The organism is Enterobacter chengduensis (genome assembly GCF_001984825.2).
In the GTDB taxonomy this organism is placed as follows: Bacteria; Pseudomonadota; Gammaproteobacteria; order Enterobacterales; family Enterobacteriaceae; genus Enterobacter; species Enterobacter chengduensis.
The window spans coordinates 370390-394204 of sequence record NZ_CP043318.1 but is presented as its reverse complement, the minus strand read 5'-3'; the positions used below and the strand labels follow the sequence as shown (position 1 = coordinate 394204).

Sequence of the window (23815 nt, the reverse complement as noted above, 5' to 3'; positions counted from 1 at the left end):
CTAACCCTCTCCCTCAAGGGAGAGGGGACTAAACCCAAAGGAGTTATCATGCAAACCATCACCCTCCCGCCGCCGAAGCGCAGCTGGTTCTCGCTCATCAGCTGGGCCATCCTGCTGGCGGTGCTGGTTATCTCCTGGAAGGGCGCGGAAATGGATCCGCTGCTGCTCTTCAAAGATTCCGGCAACATGGCGACCTTCGCCGCCGACTTCTTCCCGCCGGACTTCAGCCAGTGGCAGGACTACCTCAGCGAAATGGCGGTCACCCTGCAAATTGCCGTCTGGGGCACCGCCCTTGCCGTCACTCTCTCCATTCCCTTTGGCCTGATGAGCGCGGAAAACATCGTGCCGTGGTGGATATATCAGCCGATGCGCCGCCTGATGGACGCCTGCCGCGCCATCAACGAAATGGTCTTTGCGATGCTGTTCGTGGTCGCCGTGGGTCTGGGTCCGTTCGCGGGCGTGATGGCGCTGTTCATCCACACCACCGGCGTGCTCTCCAAGCTGCTCTCCGAAGCGGTCGAAGCCATCGAGCCCGGCCCGGTTGAGGGAATTCGCGCAACGGGCGCCAACAAAATCGAAGAGATCCTCTACGGCGTCCTGCCGCAGGTGATGCCGCTGCTGATCTCCTACTCCCTGTACCGCTTTGAGTCCAACGTTCGCTCCGCCACGGTGGTCGGCATGGTGGGCGCAGGCGGAATCGGCGTCACCCTGTGGGAAGCGATTCGCGGTTTCCAGTTCCAGCAAACCTGCGCCCTGATGGTGCTCATCATCGTCACCGTCAGCCTGCTGGATTTCCTCTCTCAACGTTTGCGTAAGCACTTCATCTGAGAAGCGAGGCTTTGTTTTCTATGCACTTATCCAGACATCCGACCAGTTATCCCACCCGCTGGCAAGAAATTGCCGCCAGGCTCGAAGTGGAGCTGCGCACCCACTACCGCTGCGGGGACTATCTGCCCGCCGAGCAGCAGCTAGCGGATCGCTATGAAGTGAATCGCCACACCCTGCGCCGGGCCATTGACCAGCTGGTCGAGCGCGGCTGGGTCCAGCGTCGTCAGGGCGTGGGCGTGCTGGTGCTGATGCGCCCGTTCGACTATCCGCTCAACGCCCAGGCGCGCTTTAGCCAAAACCTGCTGGATCAGGGCAGCCACCCGACCAGCGAAAAGCTGCTGTCGGTGCTGCGCCCGGCCTCCAGCCACGTGGCGGACGCGCTGGGCATTCAGGAGGGCGACAACGTCGTCCACCTGCGCACCCTGCGTCGCGTTAACGGCGTGGCGGTGTGCCAGATCGACCACTACTTCGCGGACCTCGCCCTCTGGCCAGTGCTGCAAAACTTTTCCAGCGGTTCCCTGCACGACTTTCTGCAGGATGCCACGGGCATTGCGCTCAAGCGCACCCAGACGCGCATCAGCGCCCGTCGCGCGCAGGCGAAAGAGAGCAAGGTGCTCGAAATTCCCAACATGGCCCCGCTGCTCTGCGTGCGCACCCTCAACCACTGTGACGGTGAAGTCAACGCGACGGAATACTCCGTCAGCCTGACCCGCGCCGACATGATCGAATTCACCATGGAGCACTGAATGCATTTCGACACCGCCACCCGACAGCGCTGGATGCGCGTGCTGGCCCACAGCCAGCCTGCCGCGCTCACAGCCCGCATGAACGCGCTCAGCCTGTCGCCAGACTACGACACCCTCCGCGCCCCGGAGATCGGCCTCGTTCAAATCCAGGCGCGCATGGGCGGCACCGGCGAGCGCTTTTTCGCCGGAGACGCCACCCTCACCCGCGCGGCGATCCGCCTGAACAGCGGCACGCTGGGCTACGGCTACGTGCTGGGGCGCGATAAAGCGCACGCCGAGCGCTGCGCGGTGATCGACGCGCTTTTACAGGAACCACCCTATTTCCAGACGTTAATGGAAACCCTTATTGCCCCGCTGGAAGCCGACCGCGCCGCGCGCCTTGCCGCACGTCAGGCCGAAGTGAATACCAGTCGGGTCGACTTCTTTACGCTCGTTCGCGGAGACAACGCATGACGCTTCAACCTGCTTTTACCCTGGCCGTCCAGGATGCCCAACACAGTTTTCGTCGCCTGCTGAAGGCCATGAGCGAGCCGGGCGTGATCGTCTCGCTGCACCAGCTCTCCCAGGGCTGGCTGCCGCTGAACCTGGCGACCACCAGCGTGCTGCTGACGCTTGCCGACAACGACACCCCGGTGTGGCTTTCGGGCGCGCTTTCGAACGATATCGCCAGCCAGAACCTGCGTTTTCACACCGGCGCCCCGCTGGTTGAGCAGCCCCGGCAGGCAATCTTTGCCGTAGCCGACGAGCAAATCAGTCATGAACAGCTTAACGCCCTGAGCGAAGGCAGCGCCGTCGCCCCGGAGACCAGCGCCACGCTGATTTTGCAGGTCTCCAGCCTGAGCGGCGGCCGCATGCTGCGCCTGACGGGCGCAGGCATCGCCGACGAGCGCATGGTCGCGCCGCAGCTGCCGGAGTGCATCATTCACGAGCTGACCGAGCGCCCGCACCCATTCCCGCTGGGCATTGACCTGCTCCTCACCTGCGGCGAGCGCCTGCTGGCCATCCCGAGGACTACCCACGTGGAGGTGTGCTGATGTACGTTGCCGTCAAAGGGGGCGAGAAGGCCATCGCCGCCGCCCATGCGCTGCAGGCGCACAGACGACGGGGCGATGAGCAGCTTCCCGAGCTGAGCGTTGCCCAGATTGAACAGCAGCTCAACCTCGCCGTCGACCGGGTGATGACCGAGGGCGGCATCGCCGACCGCGAGCTGGCGGCGCTGGCGCTCAAGCAGGCCAGCGGCGATAACGTCGAAGCGATCTTCCTGCTGCGCGCCTACCGCACCACGCTTGCCAAACTGGCGGTGAGCGAGCCGGTAAACACCGCCGACATGCGCCTGGAGCGCCGTATCTCCGCCGTTTACAAAGACGTTCCCGGCGGCCAGCTGCTCGGCCCCACCTACGACTACACCCACCGCCTGCTGGATTTCACCCTGCTGGCGAACGGCGAAGCGCCGCAGCTCAGCACTTCCGACGCTGAACAGGAACCGTCTCCGCACGTCTTCAGCCTGCTGGCAAAACAGGGTCTGGCGAAGGCGGAAGAGGACGCCGGCGCGCAGCCGGACGACATCACCCGCACGCCGCCGGTTTACCCGTGCTCGCGCTCCTCCCGCCTGCAGCAGCTGATGCGCGGCGACGAAGGCTATCTGCTGGCGCTGGCCTACTCCACCCAGCGCGGCTACGGGCGCAACCATCCGTTTGCCGCCGAAATTCGCAGCGGCTATATCGACGTGGAAATCGTGCCGGAAGAGCTGGGTTTTGCGGTGAACGTCGGCGAACTGCTGATGACCGAGTGTGAAATGGTCAACGGTTTTGTCGCCCCCGAAAATGAAGATCCGCACTTTACCCGCGGCTACGGGCTGGTGTTCGGCCTCGGCGAGCGCAAGGCGATGGCCATGGCGCTGGTCGACCGCGCGCTGCAGGCGCCGGACTACGGCGAACACGTTGCGGGCCCGGCGCAGGACGAAGAGTTCGTGCTGGCCCACGCGGACAACGTTGAGGCCGCGGGCTTTGTCTCGCACCTCAAGCTGCCGCACTACGTCGATTTCCAGGCCGAACTGGAACTGCTGAAACGCCTGCAACGGGAGCGCACCAATGGCTAACTTAAGCGGCTACAACTTTGCCTATCTGGATGAGCAAACCAAACGCATGATCCGCCGCGCCATCCTTAAAGCGGTGGCCATTCCGGGCTATCAGGTGCCGTTCGGCGGCCGGGAAATGCCGATGCCCTACGGCTGGGGCACCGGCGGTATTCAGATTACCGCCAGCGTGATCGGCGAAGCGGACGTGCTGAAGGTCATCGACCAGGGCGCAGACGACACCACCAACGCCGTGTCGATCCGCAGCTTCTTCCAGCGGGTAACGGGCGTTGCGACCACCGAAAAAACCGAAGACGCGACGCTGATCCAGACCCGTCACCGCATCCCCGAAACGCCGCTGACGGAAGATCAGATTTTGATTTTTCAGGTGCCGATCCCGGAGCCGCTGCGCTTTATCGAGCCGCGCGAAACCGAAACCCGCACCATGCACGCCCTGGAAGAGTACGGCGTCATGCAGGTGAAGCTGTACGAGGACATCGCCCGCTTCGGCCATATCGCCACCACCTACGCCTACCCGGTGAAGGTCAACGGGCGCTACGTGATGGACCCGTCGCCGATCCCGAAATTCGATAACCCGAAAATGGACATGATGCCCGCCCTGCAGCTGTTCGGTGCCGGGCGCGAAAAGCGCATCTACGCCGTACCGCCTTACACCCGCGTGGAGAGTCTCGACTTCGACGACCACCCGTTCACGGTGCAGGAGTGGGACGAGCCGTGCGCCATCTGCGGTTCAAAACACAGCTATCTGGACGAAGTGGTGCTGGACGACACGGGCAAACGGATGTTTGTCTGCTCCGACACCGATTACTGCCGCCAACAGAGCGAGGCGAACGGCCAATGAAACCGCTGCTTTCGGTTAACAACCTGACCCACCTTTACGCGCCGGGCAAAGGCTTCAGCGACGTGTCGTTCGAGCTGTGGCCGGGCGAAGTGCTGGGGATCGTCGGCGAGTCCGGCTCCGGCAAAACCACCCTGCTGAAGTCCATCTCCGCGCGCCTCGCGCCGCAGCACGGTGAGATCCTGTATCAGGGACGCTCCCTCTACGGCATAAGCGAGGCCGAGCGCCGCCGCCTGCTGCGCACAGAGTGGGGCGTGGTGCATCAGCAACCGATGGACGGCCTGCGCCGTCAGGTCTCTGCCGGGGGCAACATCGGCGAACGGCTGATGGCCACCGGCGCGCGCCACTACGGCAACATCCGCGCCACCGCGCAGCACTGGCTGGAGGAAGTTGAAATCCCCGCCTCGCGCATTGACGACCTGCCGACAACCTTCTCCGGCGGGATGCAGCAGCGTCTGCAGATTGCGCGCAATCTGGTGACGCATCCGAAGCTGGTGTTTATGGATGAACCCACCGGCGGGCTGGACGTGTCCGTGCAGGCGCGCCTGCTCGACCTGCTGCGCGGCCTGGTGGTGGAGCTGAACCTGGCGGTAGTGATTGTCACCCACGATCTGGGCGTTGCGCGCCTGCTGGCGGACCGTCTGCTGGTGATGAAGCAGGGCCAGGTGGTGGAAAGTGGGTTAACCGATCGGGTGCTCGACGATCCCCACCATCCGTACACCCAGCTGCTGGTGTCGTCAGTTTTACAGAATTGATGGCGCAGCCAACGAACACCGTACCCTGTAGGCCGGGTAAGGCGAAGCCGCCACCCGGCAAGAAAACGCCACGAGGCCAACATGATCCACGTACAAAACGTCAGTAAAACCTTCGTGCTCCACCAGCAAAACGGCGTGCGCCTGCCGGTCCTGCAAAACGCCTCGCTGGAGGTCGGCAAGGGCGAATGCGTCGTGCTGCACGGCCATTCCGGCAGCGGAAAATCGACCCTGCTGCGCTCCCTGTACGCCAACTATCTGCCGGACGAAGGCCATATTCATATTCGCCACAATGACGAGTGGGTCGATCTGGTGCAGGCTCCCGCCCGTAAGGTGCTCGAGGTGCGCCGCTCGACGATCGGCTGGGTGAGCCAGTTTCTGCGGGTGATCCCGCGGATCTCCGCCCTGGACGTGGTGATGCAGCCCCTGTTCGATCTTGGCGTCCCGCGCGAAGCCTGCGCCGCCAAAGCCGCCAGCCTGCTGACGCGCCTCAACGTGCCCGAGCGCCTGTGGCACCTTGCCCCGTCGACCTTTTCCGGCGGCGAGCAGCAGCGCGTCAACATCGCCCGCGGGTTTATCGTTGACTACCCGATTCTGCTGCTGGATGAACCCACCGCCTCGCTCGACGGTAAAAACAGCGCGGCCGTGGTGGAGCTGATCGAGCAGGCCAAAGCGCGCGGTGCGGCGATCGTCGGGATCTTCCACGACGATGCCGTTCGCACCCGCATAGCGGACAGGCTGCACCCAATGGGGACAAACGTATGATTATCAATAACGTCAGGCTGGTGCTGGAAAACGAGGTCGTGGGCGGGTCGATTGAGATCCAGGACGGCGTCATCCGCGCGTTTGCCGAAACCCAAAGCCGCGCGCCCGGGGCGATGGACGGTGAAGGCGGCTGGCTGCTGCCGGGGCTGATCGAGCTGCATACCGATAACCTGGACAAGTTCTTCACCCCGCGCCCGAAGGTGGACTGGCCCGCCCATTCGGCGATGAGCAGCCACGACGCGCTGATGGTCGCCAGCGGCATTACCACCGTGCTGGACGCGGTAGCCATTGGCGACGTGCGCGACGGCGGCGATCGCCTGGAGAATCTGGAAAAAATGATCAACGCCGTGGAGGAGACGCAGAAACGCGGCCTCAACCGCGCCGAGCACCGTCTTCACCTGCGCTGCGAGCTGCCGCACCACACCACCCTGCCGCTGTTTGAAAAGCTGGTCGGGCGCGAGCCGGTCTCGCTGGTCTCCCTGATGGACCACTCGCCGGGGCAGCGCCAGTTCGCCAATATTGAAAAGTACCGCGAATACTATCAGGGCAAATATTCCCTCAGCGATGCGGAGATGGCGCGCTACGAGGAAGAGCAGCTGGCGCTGGCAGCCCGGTGGTCGCAGCCCAATCGTCTTAAGATTGCCGCGATGTGCCGGGACCGCAATATCGCGCTGGCCAGCCATGACGACGCCACGCACGATCACGTGCGTGAATCCCACCAGCTCGGCATCGCGATCGCCGAATTTCCCACCACGTTCGAAGCGGCCGAGGCCTCCCGCAAACACGGCATGAGCGTGCTGATGGGCGCGCCGAACATCGTGCGCGGCGGATCGCACTCCGGCAACGTCGCGGCAAGCAGGCTTGCTTCCCTCGGCCTGCTGGATATCCTCTCGTCCGACTACTACCCCGCCAGCCTGCTGGATGCGGCGTTCCGGGTGGCCGACAACGAGGACAACAGCTTTACGCTGCCGCAGGCGATTCGCCTGGTGACGAAAAACCCGGCCTCGGCGCTTAATCTTCACGATCGCGGGGAAATCGCCGAGGGGAAACGCGCGGATCTGGTGCTGGCCCACCGCAAGGGCGAGCACATCCATATCGACCACGTCTGGCGTCAGGGAAAAAGGGTGTTCTGATGGGAAGACTCGTCTGGTTAATGGGCCCCTCCGGCTCCGGTAAGGACAGCCTGCTGTCCGCCTTACGGCAGCGGGAACACCCCCAGCTGCTGGTGGCGCACCGCTATATTACCCGCGCGGCCAATGCAGGGAGTGAGAATCATATCGCCCTGAGCGAGCAGGAGTTTTTCATCCGCGCCGGGCAAAACCTGCTGGCGCTGAGCTGGCACGCCAACGGCTACTACTACGGGATTGGCATTGAGACCGACCTGTGGCTGCATGCGGGGTTCGACGTGCTGGTCAACGGCTCGCGGGCGCATCTTCCGCAGGCGCGCGCCCGCTACGGGGCGGCCCTGCTGCCCGTCTGCCTGCAGGTTTCGCCGGACGTTCTGCGCAGCCGGTTGCAGAGCCGGGGGCGTGAATCCGCCCGCGAGATCGACCAGCGGCTTGCGCGCGCCGCCCGCTATGCTCCGTCCGACTGTCACATCCTTAATAACGACGGAAGTTTGCTACAGTCAGTCGAGACATTTTTATCGCTTATCCGTCAGAAGGAGAACCAGCATGCCTGACTGTACGCTTCGCCCCGCCACCGCGGACGATGCGCAAATCGTTTACGCGTTAATCTGCGAATTAAAGCAGGCCGAGTTCGATCGCCAGGCGTTTCACGCGGGCTATCTTGCCAATTTGCAGGATCGCAACATGCGCTACCAGCTTGCCGAGCTGGACGGGGAAGTCATCGGCACGATCGGCCTGCACTTGCAGTTTCACCTCCATCACGCGCGCTGGATCGGCGAGATCCAGGAGCTGGTGGTGATGCCGCAGGCGCGCGGGTTAAAGGTGGGGAGCCAGCTGCTGGCCTGGGCAGAGGACGTCGCGCGACAGGCCGGTGCGGAGCTGACCGAACTGTCCACCAGCGTGAAGCGCGTGGATGCGCACCGCTTTTACGTTCGCGAAGGCTATACGCAGAGCCATTTTCGATTCACCAAGCCGCTGTAGAGGTGCGTTATGAGTCTGACAATCACGTTGACGGGAACGGGTGGCGCCCAGCTGGTGCCGGTCTTTGGCTGCGACTGCGCGGCGTGCCGCCGGGCGCGCCTGCAGGACAGCTATCGCCGTCGCCCCTGTAGCGCGGTGGTCAAATTCAACAATGCGGTGACGCTGCTGGACGCGGGCATTCCGCACCTGATGGACGACTGGCCCGCAGGCAGCTTCCAGCAGTTTTTGCTCACCCATTACCATATGGATCACGTCCAGGGGCTGTTCCCCCTGCGCTGGGGCGTTGGCGCGACGATCCCGGTTTACGGCCCGCCGGACGAAGCAGGCTGCGACGACCTGTTTAAACATCCGGGAATTCTGGATTTCAGCCACACCGTCGAGCCGTTCGTGATGTTTGAGCTACAGGGACTGCGGGTGACGCCGCTGCCCCTCAACCATTCGAAACTGACGTTTGGGTATCTGCTGGAATCCGCCCACAGCCGCGTGGCGTGGCTTTCCGACACGGCGGGATTACCGGAAAAAACGGTGAAGTTTCTGCTCAACAATCAGCCGCAGGCGATAATCATCGACTGCAGCCATGAACCGCGTGACGAACCGCCGCGCAACCACTGTGATCTGAACACCGTGGTTGCGCTGAACGAGGTGATTGGCTGCCCGCAGGTGATCCTGACGCACATCAGCCATCAGTTTGACGTGTGGATGATGAACAACCCGCTGCCGGACGGCATTGAAGCGGGATATGACGGGATGGTGTTGGTGTTCGACTAGGTTTTCTCCCTCTCCCCGTGGGAGAGGGCTGGGGTGAGGGCAACAGGCCGCACTTATCCGCGATCGTAATCGTCTTCTAACCGACGCTCATCTTCTTCTAACCGACGCCTGTCGTCGTCCAGCTGACGCTGGCGCTCGTCTAAGCGGCGGCGTCTGTCTTCAAGCTGCCGGCGGCGATCGTCGTACTGGCGACTGTCGATCTGACGGCTGCGGTCGTAACGATCGTCGTCATCGTCATTGCTGCGGCTGCTGCTGGGGTTGTAGGCATCGTTGATCGCCTGCTGAATGTTGCCAATAGCATCATCAATCACGTCGGCGTGGGCCAGCTGGCTGGTGAGCGACAGCAGACCGAATAACAGAGCAGTTGAGTAACATTTCATAAGGCCAGACTCACAGGTGGACTGGCGTTAAGGTAATCAACGGCACTGTGCCGGAGTAGCGGAGGAATCTCAAATTCAGTTATCAGCAGCGCCCATCACGCTTCAGGCATTTCCATTGAGCGGATTACAAAAAAGTCCTGCGAAATGCCCGTTCCTTTCTCAACCGTTTGTAGGTCATGAACGAACCACGCGTACATTTCTGGCGGCGCGGCGTCGATGGGAAACGGCTGTGGTTTACCCTGGTATGCCGCGCTAGCGTAGTTCAGGAACCGCTTCGCACGCCACAGCGCGTGGTCATAGACATGCGGTGCGATTTCCCTGCGCCTGTCAGCGGGGTCGTGCTCCATGCTGTTTCGCAGCTTGATGGCGGCATCCTTCACGTCGTCAAGCCATCCCCAATGCTGTCGCAGCACGCTGAGCTCACTGGCGTACTGTCCGGCGACGTTTTTCGCCTCTTGGGTAGTGCCCGCAAAACCCGCCGATGCGCCCGCAGAGGCCAGAACGTCGCCGCGCAGCTTTTCGTACCTCATGCACTCTGTGCTGTACTGGTAGTACTGACGTCCCAGCCAGTCGATGTAGCTGTCGAGGTGGCGGTTTTGATTCGAGGTGCTCAGAGAGGAAAGGGGCAGTGCGCTCTGGTATGCCTTTGCCCACTGAAGAACGGACTGATTTTTGACGTTGTCCTGGACGATGAAATACGCCGCAACCACGGGGTTACTTTCATTCAATGTCTGAAAATCAGGGAAAGGCACGCCCGCCATGGTCCCTTCGCGGTACATTCTGTGCAGCGCAACGCGGCTGAGTTCCGCACTCGGTTTCTGTTCGTCCGGTTTCAGACCCCCGCCGATATCCTCTGCGCACCCAGGATAGAGTTCTTCCTTATGCGCTGGATTACTGCCGGTGCGGTACAAGCAGCGCCAGACGCGGGTTTCATGGGCGGCAACCAGATGCAGGCTTTTCTTTACCGCTTCTGGCAGTGAGGTATCCTGGTCGATAGATTTATCCCCCAATAACACGCCGATCCCTTTTACCGGACCGCCGAACGCAGAGATAAAGTAATCCACGCCGTTGTTGTTGCTGGCAGATGTACGCCGCGAGCAGTCAAACAGCCCGGTAAAGACAATATCGACGGGTATGCTCTGGTAAGTATATTTATCGCCCTCTTTCTTACAGATATCTTTTAGCAAACTATCCAGGAATTTACGTGCCAGGGTAGCGCCGAGATCAAAACCGAAAAGTGAAATGGAGATTAGCTTGATGGGAACCGGGCTTTTTTTAATAGCTTCTTTGTAGCCTTCTTGAAACGTTAGCTTTGTGGAGGTGATACGGGTATCGACGCCTGTTACCAGCATATCGGCTACCGTAGGATTATCACGCAGCCAGGGCGTTGATTCGATACTGACTTTTTTAACAGCATTTTTAGCCGTATCAAAGGCCAGATTTTTCCATTCCGCCGGGTTAAGAAGTTTCTTTCCCTGTTTTTTTAAAACCTCGTACCAGCTGTCACCTTTTATAAAATCCATACCCGCTTCTTTGGTCATTTCACCGGGCTGGCTTGTTATATCATCCGTTATGCTGTCCAGACCGCTGTCCATAATGGTATGAAGTTTTTCAACGACAGTTTCATTAAAAGGAGTACCTAGGCCAGAAATGTAAAAAGCATTGTAAGTAACGTTTGGTATGTTTTCTCTCTCATCAGGAAATGCTCTGAATAATCTGGCAATATTGCTGAGGCGATGTTCTGGTGTATCCTTTTCTATATTGCGATGAATCCCATCAAAAAAGAAGCCCGCATGCCATACCCGCGAGCAGTTATCTAAGCCAGCATCTTCTGCCTGCTGGGCCCGATTTGCTGCGGCGATAAGGCTTTCAATATCCATATATTATTTTCCCTTTTTTCACTCTGAGGTGTGAACTTTAATATCTTGAGAGTCAGGGTGATTAAAGCCTGTACTCCACCATAACCGGACATTTTCTTCAGGCAGGAAATAAACATGAAGATAGTTTTCGCCCCACTCACGCTGCGGCATGGATAACATTTTTTTGTGGACTTCTGTTCTCACCCCCGCTTTGTATTGCGCAAGTGTGTAATCAACTGTCCAGATAATTTCTGCCTGATTCCCGCTGATGTTTCCACAACAGGTTGATTTCCCACCGCCATAAGCAAATGCATTTGCACCTGCCACGCCGTTTACGCTAAAACCTCTTATAGGCCTGTCAATTTCACTGTGAATAATCAGCGTGACCGGTCCTGACGGCGGCCCCCAGACCGCAGCCCACACCGACCAGCCAAGGTATATCACCACCGGCAACAACAACGCTCCCCAGAGCCATTTTCCCCAGCGGGCATAACCCCGGTTCACCGCACCGTCTACTTTATCGAACGTTTTAAAAAATCCCATTTTAATCCCTTAAAATCAGTGCATATTCTGCCGACGTTTTTGCTCCACCTGGGCGGCAATATCATCAGCTGAAGGGCTGTTAAAACCTGTGCTCCACCATAAGTAGACTCTGTCTCCCGGCAGGAAATAGGTATGGAGGTAATTTTCGCCCCACTCCCGCTGCGGCATGGGTAATATTTTTTTGTGGACTTCTGTTCGCATCCCCGCTTTGTATTGCGCAAGTGTGTAATCAACTGTCCAGATAATTTCTGCTGTATCCCCGCTGATGCTTCCGCAGCAGGTAGCTGCACCAGGACCAGTCCCGTACGGATTACTTTTATCACGCGCGAACGCATTCCCCCCTGCCATGCCATTCACGCTAAACTCTCGAATAGGCCTGTCAATTTCACTGTGAATAATCAGCGTGACCGGTCCTGACGGTGGCCCCCAGATAGCAGCCCACACCGACCAGCCAAGGTAAATCACCACCGGCAACAACAACACACCCCAGAGCCATTTCCCCCAGCGGGCATAACCACGGTTAATTCCATTATCAATTTTCTTATAAGATTTGAAAAATCCCATAATGTATTTTCATCCCTGATGTTGAACGTCATTTTTTTAAACCTGCTCCAGCGAGACTTTCCCCAGAGCCACATTTTCTAATGCAGATTGCATCGTCCCTGACGCCAGTGTTATTTTACCGCCATCAAGATAAAAAAGGGCATACAGCTTTTGCTCTGTGCCTGCTTTCATTTTCCCTTCGCAGGCTTTTTTCAGCGCTTTTTTGACCATATTCCTTTGTACGCAAGGGGAAAAATGCTGGCTTGACGGCAACTTTTTCCAAGCTGTTAATAAACTGGTGACAACCGGTTCATCCGCGAGATATTGCCATTCTTCTTTATTCAGCCGTATGGCGCTGTCTCTCTCATTTATTACCAGTGAAGGTGGTATATCTACAGGATGCCATCCATTTTCTTCAGGTGCCCACCACTGTGAAACCCCTCTAAATAACACACTGTGCCATTCACGGTCGTTACGACTCGCCAGCAAACTCATCACATCCCGCGTATAAAAACGCACTAAAGCCGCGGCCCCATTGGGCGAAATAATTGTACATGCAGCAGAAAGCTGAACGGCTAAAGCGCCTCCTGAGCGTGAAGAGGCGATAACAGCGGTTAAACCCGGGGTGGAATCAATATAACGATGTTGCGTCTCCTTATTTTTTAATGCGAACAACCAAGGGCCATAGTTTCTGAATTCAGCAAGGTGCGGATAGAGATAAAGCGAATACAAAGCCGACGCATGTTCGTTATAAAAAGCCTGAAAAGCGTCCTGTGTTCGCGCACCGCCTTCCAGCAACATAAAGATATGAGTGTGAGTTGATTCAGGTAGCACCTGCATCATTTTTGTAACATCCATTGTCTACGCTCCCTGAACGATAGCGTCGTTGGCTTTGATGGCATTGAGGAGGCACTCACATTCAGTGGCGAATACTGGCCCGGGAGAAGCGGAATGAATAACTGCATGGTGGCCGCACCCGCCGCCATCGTCCGCTTCACCCGGCGCAGATACGCCGCCATCGTGCCGTACTCAATTTTCCCCGCCTCCAGCCGCAGGTAGCTCCCGCCACCAATCAGCGTGATGCGTTTTTTACCGGCAAAGGATATGTCACTCGCCGAGCTCAGCGTCAGCTTTCTCTCTGCAAACAACCGCATATTTGCATTCTTCGCCTGCACCTCCACAGGACCTTCGCTGGCCTTCAGCCTCAGCCACAGATACCCAAAGCCCTGCTCTGTTCCTTCGCGGTCAAACTCCGGCTTCACCCGGTAGCGCCCCTGCTCATCCAGATGCGCGTGAATGACATTCTTCTCCCGGCTCTCAACGCGGGCAGGCAGGGTGCCGTAGATTTCAGGGCACGAGATTTCAGCCGGACGGAAGCATACTTCATCAGCACGTCTTCCGGGACGATGTTGCCCTGCGGCGTAGTGAACTCAATATCCCACTTAAACGGCTCGCTCAGTGCTTCCCTGCCGCTAAAGCGCAGAACGTCCGGCTTTACCTGGCTGTCGTTGATATCCAGAAAATAGCGGGTCTGTCCGTCGAAAAGCGCCAGCCAGTTATCCATAACAAAGACCTGATTTAAATTAAGGTTAATCAGGATGTTTGCATGGAGAGAGTGTGCTGTAAATGGCTGAAATAGAGGTTAAATTCTGAAAATCACTAAGAAATCTCAAATTACCGTCACCTTGCGCAGCGCCTGCGCCAGCTGCGCGCGGGTAAACGGCTTGCGCAGTAGCTGAAAGTCCGGCAGCTGAGGATTATGCGCGGGCCGTAAATCCTGGCCGCTGATGAGCAGCACCGGAAGCTGCGGATAATGGCTGCGCACGTGGTTAATCACCTCGGCCCCGCCCAGGCTTCCCGGCAGCATCAGGTCGCTGATAAACATGCCAATATCCGGCGACGCCGCCAGCATGCTCAGCGCCTGCTCGCCGTTGTCCGCTTCCAGCGTCAGGTAGCCAAGCTGGTGCAGCTGTTCGCACAGGGTCTGACGAACGTCCGCCTCATCTTCCAGCACCAGGCGCTCGCTATCGACGGAGGCGGTTGCTGACAGCGCTTCATCCTCTGCCGCGGCGGGCAGCACGGAGCGCGGCAGATGAAGCCGGACGGTGGTGCCCTGCCCCGGCGCGCTTTCAATCTCTACGCGACCACCGGACTGGCGGACAAAGCCGTAGACCATCGACAGCCCTAACCCGCTCCCGCTCCCGGTCTGCTTGGTGGTGAAGAACGGTTCAAAGACCCGGGATTTAATCTCCTGCGACATGCCGCTGCCGCGATCAATCACTTCCAGCGCCACCATATCCTGCCTGCGCCCGTCGCTGCGGGTGACGCGCTGATTCCAGGTGCGAATTTTAATCACCCCGCTTTGCCCTTCCATCGCATCACGCGCGTTCATCACCAGGTTGATGATGGCGTTTTCCAGCTGGCCGACGTCTATCCATGCGGGCCAGGCAGGGGTTTGCGCTTCAATATCCAGGGTCAGGGTGGCGGGCAGGGAGTGGCGCAGCAGTTCCCGGAGGTTCTCCAGCAGCGGCAGCATCTCTACCGCATGCGGCGTCAGGGATTGCTTGCGGGAAAACGCCAGCAGTCGCTGGGTCAGTAAAGCACCACGCTCGGCCGCCTTCAGCGCCCTGCCGATGCGCGGCGCGTCTTTTGATTCAGGATCGGTGAGCTCAAGACTGCCGATGATCACCGCCAGCAGGTTGTTAAAATCATGCGCCAGGCCGCCGGTTAGCTGTCCAACCGCCTTCATTTTCTGGCTGTGCAGCAGCGCCTCTTCCAGCCCCTGACGCTCAACGCGGTCGATCTCCATCTGTGTGGTTTTCTCTTTCAGCAGCCGCGTGGTGTGCTCAAGCGAGGCGGTATTGCGGGCAAAAACGTTAAACGCGCGCGCCAGCTCGCCCAGCTCATCGCGCCGCTGCAGGGCGGGAACGGAAACATCCTGCTCGCCGTGGGCAAGGCGCGACATGGCCCGGGAAATCGCCGTCAGGTTGGAGGCCAGATTGCGGTAGATATACCAGCAGGCGCACCCGGTGATGATCAGCGCCAGCACGGCGAAGACGCTGATAAACACGCTGATGGACTGCAGCTCGTGGTGGCTCTGGGCTGTACGCTGGCGGGAGGCCTGCGCCACCTGCTCGACGTACTGATTGATGTCGCTGTTGAGGATCGCCACCAGCGCCTTGATGTGGAACATATACCAGCTTATTGCCAGATCGCTCTCTTCCAGCTGCTTCGACAGCGGGGCGAGCTTGCCTAGCTCGGCATTAAAATCAGGCAGTACCCCCTTCACGACCGGCAGTTCGGCATTTTGGGGCAGCATTGCGGCCACCGCGTCCAGCTGCTGAACGGTCGCGCGCGGCGAAGGGGTATCGATGGCGGCGGCGATCAGCCGGTCCATCTCCATTAGCTGCCGCGCATCCGGCACGTTACTGCCATAGCGGCGGTTGATGTCCTGCAGATGGCGCAGGTAGCTCTGGCTTTGGTACAGCGCGCTCAGCAGCGCGTTCCGCTCCAGGTGGCGTCGCTGTCCGCGCTCCAGCATCTCCGTCACGCTCTGCTGGAGCTCATTGCTTCGTTGAATAATCCGCGCTACCAGGGCCGGTTCCTGCTGCGCCAGCGGGGCATCCGCAAGCTGTTCCAGCGAGCGGCGCAGGGCCATTTGCGTCTGCTTCAGGCGCTCGGCTTCACCTTTGTACTCCAGCGCCCCGACGACCTGCGAAAGCCGCACCGCCGCCGTCGCCACGTTTGCCGTATCGCGCGCCAGGTTCATGCTGCCGGTCATGTCATCCAGCGTTTGCTGCTGCACCTGCTCCTGGATCTGGCTGGCGTGCCGAAAGCCGAGCACCGCCACGCCGCTCACCATCAGCGTGACCGCAACAACCAGCAGATTGAACATCAGCAGGCGGCCACGGGCGCTGGCGAAAAACGGGGGGCGTGATGGCATGAGTTTGGGCTCCTGTGCGGTTTGGTGTCCCCTCACCCTCTCTCCAAAGGGGCGAGGGGATGATTTGCTCCCTCTCCCTTCCAGGGAGAGGGCCGGGGTGAGGGTAAAATGTGATCCACCTTAGCTATTCATCACTATGACAAATATGAACAGCTTCTGACATTTTGCATTTACGCACCTGTGATGAAGTGCAGAAATCGGCATTCACAGGAGATCCGCCATGAGCAGAACCCCCGTATTAGAAATGCGCGGCATTGCCAAAACGTTTGGCAGCTTCCACGCGCTCAAGGGTGTAGATTTGACGGTTTTTCCCGGTGAGATCCACGCGCTGATGGGCGAAAACGGCGCGGGAAAAAGCACGCTGATGAAAATCCTCGCGGGTGCCTATACCGCCACCAGCGGCGAGATCCTGATTGACGGCCAGCCGTTTCACATTAAAGGGCCGAAAGACGCCCTGGCCGCAGGCATCACCCTGATTTATCAGGAGATGCAGCTCGCGCCCAATCTGACCGTAGCCGAGAATATGTTCCTCGGCAGCGAGCTGTCGCGCGGCGGGATGGTAAAGCGCAAAGAGATGGCTACTCAGGCGCAGGCCGTAATTGACCGCCTCGGCGCGCAGTTCAGCGCCACCGATTTAGTGATGAAGCTGACCATCGCCGAGCAGCAGCAGGTGGAAATCGCCCGCGCGCTGCACCGCAATAGCCGCATTCTGGTGATGGATGAACCCACCGCCGCCCTCTCCTCGCGGGAAACGCACCGCCTGTTTGAACTGATTTTGCGCCTGCGCGATGAAGGGATGGCAATCATCTATATCAGCCACCGCATGGCGGAAGTGTATGAACTCTCTGGCCGCGTCAGCGTTCTGCGCGACGGGCAGTACGTCGGCAGCCTGACGCGCGACAGGCTCAACGCCTCCGAGCTGGTGAAAATGATGGTGGGCCGCCCGTTGAGCGACCTGTTCAACAAGGAGCGTGATATCCCCCTCGGCAGCCCGCGCCTCAACGTGCATCACCTCACCGACGGTAAAAAAGTGCAGCCGTGCAGCCTGCAGGTGCGTTCCGGCGAAATTGTCGGCCTGGCGGGCCTGGTCGGGGCCGGACGCTCCGAGCTGGCGCAGCTCATCTTCGGCGTGCGTAAAGCCACCGGCGGCATGATTGAGGTCGACGGCGAGCCGGTAGTGATCCACTCCCCGCGCGCGGCCATCGAAAACGGCATCGGTTTTCTCACCGAGAACCGCAAGGAGCAGGGGCTGTTTCTGGAGCTGGCGGCGCAGGAGAACATCACCATGGCGACGCTGGAGCGCGACGCTACCTTCGGCATGCTGAACCGCAAAAAAGCGCAGTCGATTTCCGATGACGCGATTGCCCTGCTCAACATCCGCGTACCGCATTCGCAGGTGCGCGCGGGCGGGCTGTCCGGCGGCAATCAGCAAAAGCTGCTGATCTCGCGCTGGGTGGCGATTGGCCCGCGCATTCTTATTCTCGACGAACCGACGCGCGGCGTGGACGTCGGGGCGAAAAGCGAGATTTACCGCATCATGAACCAGATGGCGCGTAAAGGGGTGGCGATTCTAATGATCTCCAGCGAGCTGCCGGAAGTGGTGGGCATGAGCGACCGGGTCTACGTGATGCGCGAAGGCAGCATCGCGGGTGAACTCCGCGGGCGCGACATCTCTCAGGAAAACATCATGACGCTGGCAACCGGCGTAAACGACTCTCATCATCAGGCGGTGTAACCATGACGCATTCAACCAGTCCGCAGCAGGTGGCGAAATCCGCCTCCGCAAAAAAAATGCTGATGAGCGATCTGATGCAAACGGTCGGCATTTTGCCGATTCTTATCCTGATTGTGGCGGTATTTGGCTTTATCGCCCCCAACTTCTTTACCGAGAGCAACCTGCTTAACATCACCCGTCAGGCGTCGATCAACATCGTGCTGGCGGCGGGGATGACCTTCATCATCTTAACCGGCGGGATTGACCTCTCCGTCGGCTCGATTCTGGGCACCACGGCAGTGGCGGCGATGGTGGTGTCGCTTATTCCGGAGTTCGCCATGCTCTCCATCCCGGCCGCGCTGATGCTCGGCATGGTGCTGGGCCTGTTTAACGGCGCGCTGGTGGCCTTTGCCGGGCTGCCGCCCTTTATCGTCACGCTCGGCACCTACACGGCGCTGCGCGGTGCGGCCTACCTGCTGGCCGACGGCACGACGGTCATTAACTCCAACATCAGCTTCGAGTGGATCGGCAATAACTATCTCGGCCCGATTCCCTGGCTGGTGGTTATCGCCCTCGCCGTAATCGCGGTGTGCTGGTTCATCCTGCGGCGCACCACCCTCGGCGTACACATCTATGCGGTGGGCGGCAACATGCAGGCGGCACGCTTAACGGGCATTAAGGTCTGGCTGGTGCTGCTGTTTGTCTACGGCATGAGCGGGCTGCTCTCCGGCCTCGGCGGCGTCATGAGCGCCTCGCGCCTCTACAGCGCCAACGGCAACCTCGGCACGGGCTACGAGCTGGACGCGATTGCGGCGGTGATCCTCGGCGGCACCAGCTTCGTCGGCGGGATCGGCACGATCACCGGCACGCTGGTCGGCGCACTTATCATCGCCACCCTCAACAACGGCATGACGCTGATGGGCGTCTCCTACTTCTGGCAGCTGGTGATCAAAGGGGCGGTGATCATCATAGCGGTGCTGATCGACAAATACCGTACCCGACACCATCAAAGTGCATAACAACAAAACCCTACAGCTTCGAGGAAAACACTATGCGTTTGAAACCGTTAGTAACCGCGCTCTGTGCTGGCGCACTGCTTGCAGCAACGCCGTTTGCGCAGGCAAAAGATCTGAAGGCCATCGGCGTGACGGTGGGCGACCTGGCTAACCCGTTCTTCGTGCAGATCACCAAAGGTGCCGAGCTGGAAGCGCGCAAGCTGGCGGGCGATAACGTTAAGGTGACGCTGGTCTCCAGCGGTTACGATCTGGGCCAGCAGGTGGCGCAGATCGACAACTTCATCGCCGCGAAAGTGGACATGATCATCCTCAACGCCGCGGACTCCAAAGGGATCGGCCCGGCGGTGAAGCGCGCGAAGGACGCCGGGATCGTGGTCGTGGCGGTTGACGTCGCGGCGGAAGGGGCTGACGCCACCATTACCTCCGATAACACCCAGGCGGGCGAAATGGCCTGTAAGTACATTACCGATCGCCTGAAAGGCAAAGGCAACGTGGTGATCATCAACGGACCGCCGGTCTCAGCGGTGCAAAACCGCGTGGAAGGTTGCCAGACGGAATTCAAAAAACATCCGGATATCAAGGTGCTCTCGGATAACCAGAACGCCAAGGGCAGCCGTGAAGGCGGTCTGGAAGTGATGACCTCCCTGCTGGCGGCCAATCCGAAGATCGACGGCGTGTTTGCGATTAACGATCCGACCGCGATCGGCGCCGATCTGGCGGCGAAACAGGCGCAGCGCAACGAGTTCTTTATCGTCGGCGTGGATGGCAGCCCGGACGGTGAGGAAGCGCTGAAGCGCGAAAACTCGCTGTTTGTGGCAACCCCGGCGCAGGATCCGCAGGTGATGGCGGCGAAGGCGGTAGAGATCGGCTATGACATTCTGCAGGGCAAACCGGCGCCGAAAGAACCGGTGCTGATCCCGGTGACGATGATCGATAAAAAGAACGTCGGCACGTATAAGGGGTGGACGGTTAAGTAATCTCGCTGCGGCCTGATGCCCTTGTATGTTTAAAGTCACTTCAGTTACCCGTCAACAGACGGGTAAACTGTCACTGAGTTTGACCTGATGCCACAGCCCGTTAGCCCTCTGGGTTTCCAAGCCCGCGGGTGAGCTCATGGCGTGGCATCAGTTTTCCTGTTAACCCGAACAGCTGCCTGGGCGGCCTGTGCCAGCCCGTATATTACAAGGCCGGGAGACTCGAACATGACTGAACATACCAACGTTGGCATCGATATCGCCAAAGAGACCTTTGATGTATTTATCAGTCCTGACGGGATTTTTCTTCATCTGGATAATACCCCTCAGGGCCATCAGCTACTCCTCGACGCCCTTTCATCCCGTACCGTTACACGCATCGTGATGGAAGCCACGGGGCGCTACCACAACCTGCTTGCTGCCACGCTTGAACTTGCCGGGCTGCCTGTCGCCGTCGTTAATCCTGCTCAGGTCAAACACTTCGCCCGCGCTCTCGGGACGCTGTTCAAGACAGACCCGAACGATGCCCGCATCATCTGCGAGTTTGGCCGCAGGATGACACCGGATATCAGACCCGCTCCGGACGAACAGACGCAGCGTCTCGCCATGATGGTATCCCGCCGCCGCCAGTTGGTGGACAACAGAACCATGGAGCAGAACCGCTACGGCTCCTGCACTGATGAGCTTATCCGGATGGGTATCAAACGGCATATTGACTGGCTTAACGCAGAGATAAAGGACACGGATGACGACATCGACCAGCAGATAAAAGTGATGCCGCTATGGCAGGAGAAAGTGAAGCTGCTGGAAGAAGTCAAGGGTATAGGACGGACAACGCTGGCGGTTCTGCTGTCGATGCTGCCGGAGCTGGGACAACTTAACAGACGTAAAATCAGCGCACTGGTAGGCGTGTGTCCTTATGCCCATGACAGCGGAAAGATGAAAGGAAAACGATGTATCTGGGGAGGACGAAGTGCGGTGCGTGCAGCGCTGTACATGGCGGCAATGTCAGCGGTGCGTTATAACCCAACCATACAGGCTTTTTTTGAGAAACTGAGAAGCAAGGGAAAAGCCTTTAAAGTGGCGATGACAGCCTGCGTCAGAAAGCTGGTAACAATCCTGAATGCGATGGTGCGGGACAATAAAAAATGGGCGGCAGCTTAGTCGTCAGCTGTTGACTTTAAACACAGCTGCTCACCCTAACCCTCTCCCACAGGGAGAGGGAACTGTTTTCAAGGAGTCCCCATGAAACGCTCCGACATTAACGAGATCCTCGGCCACACGCGGCAGTTTTTTTCCATGCACGACGTGCATCTCCCGCCCTTTGCCAGCTTTCCGCCAACGAAATGGCAGCAGCTTGACCAGGCCGCATGGCAGGAAGTGTTCGACCTCAAGCTCGGCTGGGACGTGACCGCGTTCGGCGGCAATCATTTTGCCGCCGAGGGGCTGACGCTGTTTACCCTGCGCAACGGCTCGCCCAACGGCGTGCCGTATGAAAAAGGCTATGCCGAAAAAATCATGCACGTGCGCGACGGCCAGGTCACGCCGATGCATTTTCACTGGCGCAAGCGGGAAGACATCATCAACCGGGGCGGCGGGAACCTTATCATTGAGTTATGGAATGCCGGGGCGCATGAAGAGACGGAAAACACCGACGTGACGGTTACCGTCGACGGCTGCCGTCAGACTCACGCGCCCGGCAGCCAGCTTCGCCTCACGCCAGGGGAAAGCATCTGCCTGACGCCCGGCCTTTACCACAGTTTCTGGGGCGAACGCGGCTTCGGCGACGTGCTGGTTGGGGAGGTGTCATCGGTGAATGACGATGAGCACGACAACCGCTTTTTGCAGCCCGTTGCCCGCTATAACAACATCGAAGAGGACGAACCGGCCGTGCTGGTGCTGTGCAACGAGTACAACCTGTTTCGGATTTAAGGGGTGAATGATGCCATTGATTTCTCTTGCCGACGGTCTGGCACACGCCAGACAGCACCGCTATGCGCTGGGCGCGTTTAACGTCCTTGATTCCCACTTCCTGCGCGCGCTGTTCGCCGCCGCAAAGCAGGAGCGCTCGCCGTTTATTATCAACATCGCCGAAGTGCATTTTAAGTACGTGTCCCTGGATTCGCTTGTCGAAGCGGTCAAGTTCGAGGCCGCCCGTCACGCTATTCCCGTGGTGCTCAACCTCGACCACGGCCTGCATTTTGACGCCGTGGTGCGCGCCCTGCGCCTGGGGTTCAGCTCCGTGATGTTCGACGGCTCGACGCTGAGCTACGAGGAGAACATCCGCCAGACGCGGGAGGTGGTGAAGATGTGCCACGCGGTGGGCGTGTCGGTGGAGGCGGAGCTGGGCGCGGTCGGGGGCGATGAAGGCGGCGCGCTTTACGGCCATGCGGATGAAGCCTGCTTTACCGACCCGCAGCTCGCGCGCGAATTTGTCGATTCAACCGGCATTGACGCGCTGGCGGTCGCCATCGGCAACGCACACGGCAAGTATAAAGGCGAGCCGAAGCTCGATTTCCCGCGTCTGGACGCCATTCGCCAGCAGACGGGGCTGCCGCTGGTTTTACACGGCGGCTCCGGGATTAGCGATGCCGACTTCCGCCGCGCCATCGAGCTGGGTATTCATAAAATCAATTTCTATACTGGGATGTCGCAGGCCGCGCTTGCCGCCGTGGAGCAGCGGATGGCAAAACGCCAGCCGCTTTACGATGAGTTTGCCGAGCTGCTGCTGGGGATAGAAGAGGCGATTGCGGATACGGTCGCCGAACAGATGCGCATCTTCGGCAGCGCGGGGCAGGCATAATGGAACGTAAAGGCATCATCGCCGCTGGTAATATGCTGGTGGACCACGTCCACCAGATCGTGCAGTGGCCGGAGCGCGGCTGGCTGGCGGAAATCACCCGCAGCGAACGGTCAACCGGCGGCGCGCCGCTCAACGTCCTGCTGACGCTGGCGAAAATGCACGTTGGCCTGCCGCTGCAGGCGGTAGGGCTGATTGGCGAAGACGGCGACGGGGACTACATTCTGGCGATGCTCGACCAGTACCACGTCAACCGCCAGCGCGTACAGCGTACCACCTTTGCGCCAACCTCCATGTCGCAGGTGATGACCGATCCCAGCGGACAGCGCACCTTTTTCCACTCCCCGGGCGCGAACCGCCTGCTGGATCTTCCCGCCTTCGATCGCCTGGACGGATCGATGAAGATCTTTCACCTCGGCTATCTGCTGCTGCTCGACAGCCTGGACATGCCCGACGATGAGTTCGGCACCCGCAGCGCGCGGCTGCTGGCGCAGATGCGCGACCAGGGGTATGAAACGTCGCTCGATCTGGTTTCCCGCAAGGGCGACCCGCGCTATCAGCCGCTGGTGCTCCCTGCCCTGCGCCATCTCGACTATCTGGTGATTAACGAGCTGGAGGCCGGTGAGTTTAGCGGCCTGACGATGCGTGACGAAAACGACGTCCCGCACGTTGCCCATATCGCCGACGCCGCGGCGCGGCTGCTGGCGGCCGGCGTACGCCAGCGGGTGGTGATCCACTGTCCGGAAGGCGCATGGGGAGAAGCACGCGGTGAAGAGGGCCGCTGGATCCCGTCATGGATGCTGGAGCAGGAAGAGATCATCGGCAGCGTCGGCGCGGGCGATGCCTTTTGCGCGGGCTTTTTATACGGCTGCCATGAGTCGCTGCCGCTCACGGAAAGCATTTATCTGGCGCACGCCTGCGCGCGGGCAAGCCTGCTGGCCGCCAACGCGATTGACGGCGCAAAAACGCTGGCCGAGCTGGAGGCTTTTATTCGAGAAGGCACTTAATTTAACAAAAATTGCGATTTTTCATTACAGTTCTATGAATTTTGCATTCCCGAACTACACTCTCTCCATCTGGCATATTCGGCGTGGGCAGCACTCTGTCCGCACGCTTTTCCGAAATGAGATAGAAAGAGGACAA

26 protein-coding genes and 1 pseudogene are annotated in these 23815 nt (G+C 59.5%); 19 read left to right on the top strand and 8 right to left on the bottom strand.

The window, feature by feature from the left end:
- Positions 1–48 precede the first annotated feature (48 nt).
- The 12 genes from phnE (at position 49) to phnP (ending at position 8900) form a co-directional block, all read left to right on the top strand.
- On the top strand, positions 49–828 hold the full coding sequence (gene phnE, locus FY206_RS01870; RefSeq protein WP_032644751.1) for a phosphonate ABC transporter, permease protein PhnE: 780 nt from the start codon (positions 49–51) through the stop codon (positions 826–828).
- 20 nt (positions 829–848) lie between these two features.
- Positions 849–1574: a phosphonate metabolism transcriptional regulator PhnF gene (phnF, locus tag FY206_RS01865; protein ID WP_032644750.1), complete on the top strand. Its 726-nt coding sequence runs from the start codon at positions 849–851 to the stop codon at positions 1572–1574.
- Positions 1575–2027: a phosphonate C-P lyase system protein PhnG gene (phnG, locus tag FY206_RS01860; protein WP_032644749.1), complete on the top strand. Its 453-nt coding sequence runs from the start codon at positions 1575–1577 to the stop codon at positions 2025–2027. It abuts the gene before it with no gap.
- Positions 2024–2608, top strand: coding sequence for a phosphonate C-P lyase system protein PhnH (phnH, locus tag FY206_RS01855; protein WP_032644748.1), 585 nt, complete (start codon positions 2024–2026; stop codon positions 2606–2608). The genes phnG and phnH overlap by 4 nt, the downstream gene beginning before the upstream one ends.
- Positions 2608–3672 carry a carbon-phosphorus lyase complex subunit gene (locus FY206_RS01850; protein ID WP_032644747.1) on the top strand — a complete coding sequence of 355 codons (1065 nt, stop codon included), beginning with the start codon at positions 2608–2610 and terminating at the stop codon, positions 3670–3672. Before phnH ends, FY206_RS01850 begins: the two co-directional genes overlap by 1 nt.
- Positions 3665–4510 carry an alpha-D-ribose 1-methylphosphonate 5-phosphate C-P-lyase PhnJ gene (phnJ, locus tag FY206_RS01845; protein WP_032644746.1) on the top strand — a complete coding sequence of 282 codons (846 nt, stop codon included), beginning with the start codon at positions 3665–3667 and terminating at the stop codon, positions 4508–4510. The genes FY206_RS01850 and phnJ overlap by 8 nt, the downstream gene beginning before the upstream one ends.
- The gene (phnK, locus tag FY206_RS01840) at positions 4507–5262 is read left to right on the top strand and encodes a phosphonate C-P lyase system protein PhnK (RefSeq protein WP_032644745.1); all 756 of its coding nucleotides are present in this window, start codon (positions 4507–4509) and stop codon (positions 5260–5262) included. Before phnJ ends, phnK begins: the two co-directional genes overlap by 4 nt.
- A gap of 81 nt (positions 5263–5343) precedes the next feature.
- Positions 5344–6024: a phosphonate C-P lyase system protein PhnL gene (gene phnL / locus FY206_RS01835; RefSeq protein WP_032644744.1), complete on the top strand. Its 681-nt coding sequence runs from the start codon at positions 5344–5346 to the stop codon at positions 6022–6024.
- Positions 6021–7157, top strand: coding sequence for an alpha-D-ribose 1-methylphosphonate 5-triphosphate diphosphatase (gene phnM / locus FY206_RS01830; RefSeq protein WP_032644743.1), 1137 nt, complete (start codon positions 6021–6023; stop codon positions 7155–7157). Before phnL ends, phnM begins: the two co-directional genes overlap by 4 nt.
- Positions 7154–7705 (top strand): ribose 1,5-bisphosphokinase, encoded by a 552-nt coding sequence (gene phnN / locus FY206_RS01825; protein WP_086379807.1) that lies wholly within the window; start codon positions 7154–7156, stop codon positions 7703–7705. The genes phnM and phnN overlap by 4 nt, the downstream gene beginning before the upstream one ends.
- Complete coding sequence (gene phnO, locus FY206_RS01820) at positions 7698–8132, top strand: aminoalkylphosphonate N-acetyltransferase (protein WP_077064534.1); 435 nt, start codon at positions 7698–7700, stop codon at positions 8130–8132. Before phnN ends, phnO begins: the two co-directional genes overlap by 8 nt.
- A 9-nt stretch (positions 8133–8141) precedes the next feature.
- Complete coding sequence (gene phnP, locus FY206_RS01815) at positions 8142–8900, top strand: phosphonate metabolism protein PhnP (RefSeq protein WP_032644740.1); 759 nt, start codon at positions 8142–8144, stop codon at positions 8898–8900.
- A gap of 53 nt (positions 8901–8953) precedes the next feature.
- On the opposite strand, the gene yjdP is transcribed toward phnP, so the two are convergent.
- The 8 genes and pseudogenes from yjdP to FY206_RS01780 all read right to left on the bottom strand — a co-directional run bounded on the left by yjdP (position 8954) and on the right by FY206_RS01780 (position 16168).
- Complete coding sequence (gene yjdP / locus FY206_RS01810) at positions 8954–9280, bottom strand: DDRRRQL repeat protein YjdP (protein WP_032644739.1); 327 nt, start codon at positions 9278–9280, stop codon at positions 8954–8956.
- 95 nt (positions 9281–9375) lie between these two features.
- A complete protein-coding gene (locus tag FY206_RS01805; protein WP_032644738.1) occupies positions 9376–11160 on the bottom strand; it encodes a DUF2235 domain-containing protein in 1785 nt (594 codons plus the stop codon).
- Between the two features lie 18 nt (positions 11161–11178).
- Entirely contained in the window at positions 11179–11682 is a 504-nt protein-coding gene (locus FY206_RS01800) for a DUF3304 domain-containing protein (protein WP_032644737.1), read from the bottom strand.
- 15 nt (positions 11683–11697) lie between these two features.
- On the bottom strand, positions 11698–12246 hold the full coding sequence (locus FY206_RS01795; RefSeq protein ID WP_032644736.1) for a DUF3304 domain-containing protein: 549 nt from the start codon (positions 12244–12246) through the stop codon (positions 11698–11700).
- Between the two features lie 36 nt (positions 12247–12282).
- A complete protein-coding gene (locus FY206_RS01790; protein WP_032644735.1) occupies positions 12283–13083 on the bottom strand; it encodes a DUF4123 domain-containing protein in 801 nt (266 codons plus the stop codon).
- Positions 13065–13433, bottom strand: a pseudogene (locus FY206_RS01785) (DUF2345 domain-containing protein); the annotation flags it as partial. The gene FY206_RS01790 and the pseudogene FY206_RS01785, both read right to left, overlap by 19 nt.
- A 50-nt stretch (positions 13434–13483) precedes the next feature.
- Entirely contained in the window at positions 13484–13789 is a 306-nt protein-coding gene (locus FY206_RS25240) for a hypothetical protein (protein ID WP_032644734.1), read from the bottom strand.
- 105 nt (positions 13790–13894) lie between these two features.
- Positions 13895–16168: an ATP-binding protein gene (locus tag FY206_RS01780; RefSeq protein WP_077064533.1), complete on the bottom strand. Its 2274-nt coding sequence runs from the start codon at positions 16166–16168 to the stop codon at positions 13895–13897.
- Positions 16169–16388: 220 nt separating this feature from the next.
- On the opposite strand from FY206_RS01780, the gene FY206_RS01775 reads away from it, so the two are divergent.
- From FY206_RS01775 to FY206_RS01745, 7 genes are all read left to right on the top strand, one after another.
- On the top strand, positions 16389–17903 hold the full coding sequence (locus FY206_RS01775) for a sugar ABC transporter ATP-binding protein (protein WP_032644732.1): 1515 nt from the start codon (positions 16389–16391) through the stop codon (positions 17901–17903).
- 2 nt (positions 17904–17905) lie between these two features.
- Entirely contained in the window at positions 17906–18901 is a 996-nt protein-coding gene (locus tag FY206_RS01770; RefSeq protein ID WP_032644731.1) for an ABC transporter permease subunit, read from the top strand.
- A 32-nt stretch (positions 18902–18933) separates the two neighbouring features.
- Positions 18934–19875: an ABC transporter substrate-binding protein gene (locus tag FY206_RS01765; RefSeq protein WP_032644730.1), complete on the top strand. Its 942-nt coding sequence runs from the start codon at positions 18934–18936 to the stop codon at positions 19873–19875.
- A 225-nt stretch (positions 19876–20100) separates the two neighbouring features.
- A complete protein-coding gene (locus FY206_RS01760) occupies positions 20101–21036 on the top strand; it encodes an IS110 family RNA-guided transposase (RefSeq protein WP_032638800.1) in 936 nt (311 codons plus the stop codon).
- Positions 21037–21117: 81 nt separating this feature from the next.
- Entirely contained in the window at positions 21118–21804 is a 687-nt protein-coding gene (locus FY206_RS01755) for a D-lyxose/D-mannose isomerase (protein WP_032644729.1), read from the top strand.
- 10 nt (positions 21805–21814) lie between these two features.
- On the top strand, positions 21815–22675 hold the full coding sequence (locus tag FY206_RS01750) for a ketose 1,6-bisphosphate aldolase (RefSeq protein WP_032644728.1): 861 nt from the start codon (positions 21815–21817) through the stop codon (positions 22673–22675).
- On the top strand, positions 22675–23679 hold the full coding sequence (locus tag FY206_RS01745) for a carbohydrate kinase family protein (protein WP_032644727.1): 1005 nt from the start codon (positions 22675–22677) through the stop codon (positions 23677–23679). The genes FY206_RS01750 and FY206_RS01745 overlap by 1 nt, the downstream gene beginning before the upstream one ends.
- Positions 23680–23815: the final 136 nt, after the last annotated feature.

Bases quoted from the DNA above. Each gene is read 5' to 3' on its own strand.
- phnE (WP_032644751.1), top strand. From the start codon at position 49: ATGCAAACCATCACCCTCCCGCCGCCGAAGCGCAGCTGGTTCTCGCTC.
- phnF (WP_032644750.1), top strand. From the start codon at position 849: ATGCACTTATCCAGACATCCGACCAGTTATCCCACCCGCTGGCAAGAA.
- phnG (WP_032644749.1), top strand. From the start codon at position 1,575: ATGCATTTCGACACCGCCACCCGACAGCGCTGGATGCGCGTGCTGGCC.
- phnH (WP_032644748.1), top strand. From the start codon at position 2,024: ATGACGCTTCAACCTGCTTTTACCCTGGCCGTCCAGGATGCCCAACAC.
- FY206_RS01850 (WP_032644747.1), top strand. From the start codon at position 2,608: ATGTACGTTGCCGTCAAAGGGGGCGAGAAGGCCATCGCCGCCGCCCAT.
- phnJ (WP_032644746.1), top strand. From the start codon at position 3,665: ATGGCTAACTTAAGCGGCTACAACTTTGCCTATCTGGATGAGCAAACC.
- phnK (WP_032644745.1), top strand. From the start codon at position 4,507: ATGAAACCGCTGCTTTCGGTTAACAACCTGACCCACCTTTACGCGCCG.
- phnL (WP_032644744.1), top strand. From the start codon at position 5,344: ATGATCCACGTACAAAACGTCAGTAAAACCTTCGTGCTCCACCAGCAA.
- phnM (WP_032644743.1), top strand. From the start codon at position 6,021: ATGATTATCAATAACGTCAGGCTGGTGCTGGAAAACGAGGTCGTGGGC.
- phnO (WP_077064534.1), top strand. From the start codon at position 7,698: ATGCCTGACTGTACGCTTCGCCCCGCCACCGCGGACGATGCGCAAATC.
- phnP (WP_032644740.1), top strand. From the start codon at position 8,142: ATGAGTCTGACAATCACGTTGACGGGAACGGGTGGCGCCCAGCTGGTG.
- yjdP (WP_032644739.1), bottom strand. From the start codon at position 9,280: ATGAAATGTTACTCAACTGCTCTGTTATTCGGTCTGCTGTCGCTCACC.
- FY206_RS01805 (WP_032644738.1), bottom strand. From the start codon at position 11,160: ATGGATATTGAAAGCCTTATCGCCGCAGCAAATCGGGCCCAGCAGGCA.
- FY206_RS01800 (WP_032644737.1), bottom strand. From the start codon at position 11,682: ATGGGATTTTTTAAAACGTTCGATAAAGTAGACGGTGCGGTGAACCGG.
- FY206_RS01795 (WP_032644736.1), bottom strand. From the start codon at position 12,246: ATGGGATTTTTCAAATCTTATAAGAAAATTGATAATGGAATTAACCGT.
- FY206_RS01790 (WP_032644735.1), bottom strand. From the start codon at position 13,083: ATGGATGTTACAAAAATGATGCAGGTGCTACCTGAATCAACTCACACT.
- FY206_RS25240 (WP_032644734.1), bottom strand. From the start codon at position 13,789: ATGGATAACTGGCTGGCGCTTTTCGACGGACAGACCCGCTATTTTCTG.
- FY206_RS01780 (WP_077064533.1), bottom strand. From the start codon at position 16,168: ATGCCATCACGCCCCCCGTTTTTCGCCAGCGCCCGTGGCCGCCTGCTG.
- FY206_RS01775 (WP_032644732.1), top strand. From the start codon at position 16,389: ATGAGCAGAACCCCCGTATTAGAAATGCGCGGCATTGCCAAAACGTTT.
- FY206_RS01770 (WP_032644731.1), top strand. From the start codon at position 17,906: ATGACGCATTCAACCAGTCCGCAGCAGGTGGCGAAATCCGCCTCCGCA.
- FY206_RS01765 (WP_032644730.1), top strand. From the start codon at position 18,934: ATGCGTTTGAAACCGTTAGTAACCGCGCTCTGTGCTGGCGCACTGCTT.
- FY206_RS01760 (WP_032638800.1), top strand. From the start codon at position 20,101: ATGACTGAACATACCAACGTTGGCATCGATATCGCCAAAGAGACCTTT.
- FY206_RS01755 (WP_032644729.1), top strand. From the start codon at position 21,118: ATGAAACGCTCCGACATTAACGAGATCCTCGGCCACACGCGGCAGTTT.
- FY206_RS01750 (WP_032644728.1), top strand. From the start codon at position 21,815: ATGCCATTGATTTCTCTTGCCGACGGTCTGGCACACGCCAGACAGCAC.
- FY206_RS01745 (WP_032644727.1), top strand. From the start codon at position 22,675: ATGGAACGTAAAGGCATCATCGCCGCTGGTAATATGCTGGTGGACCAC.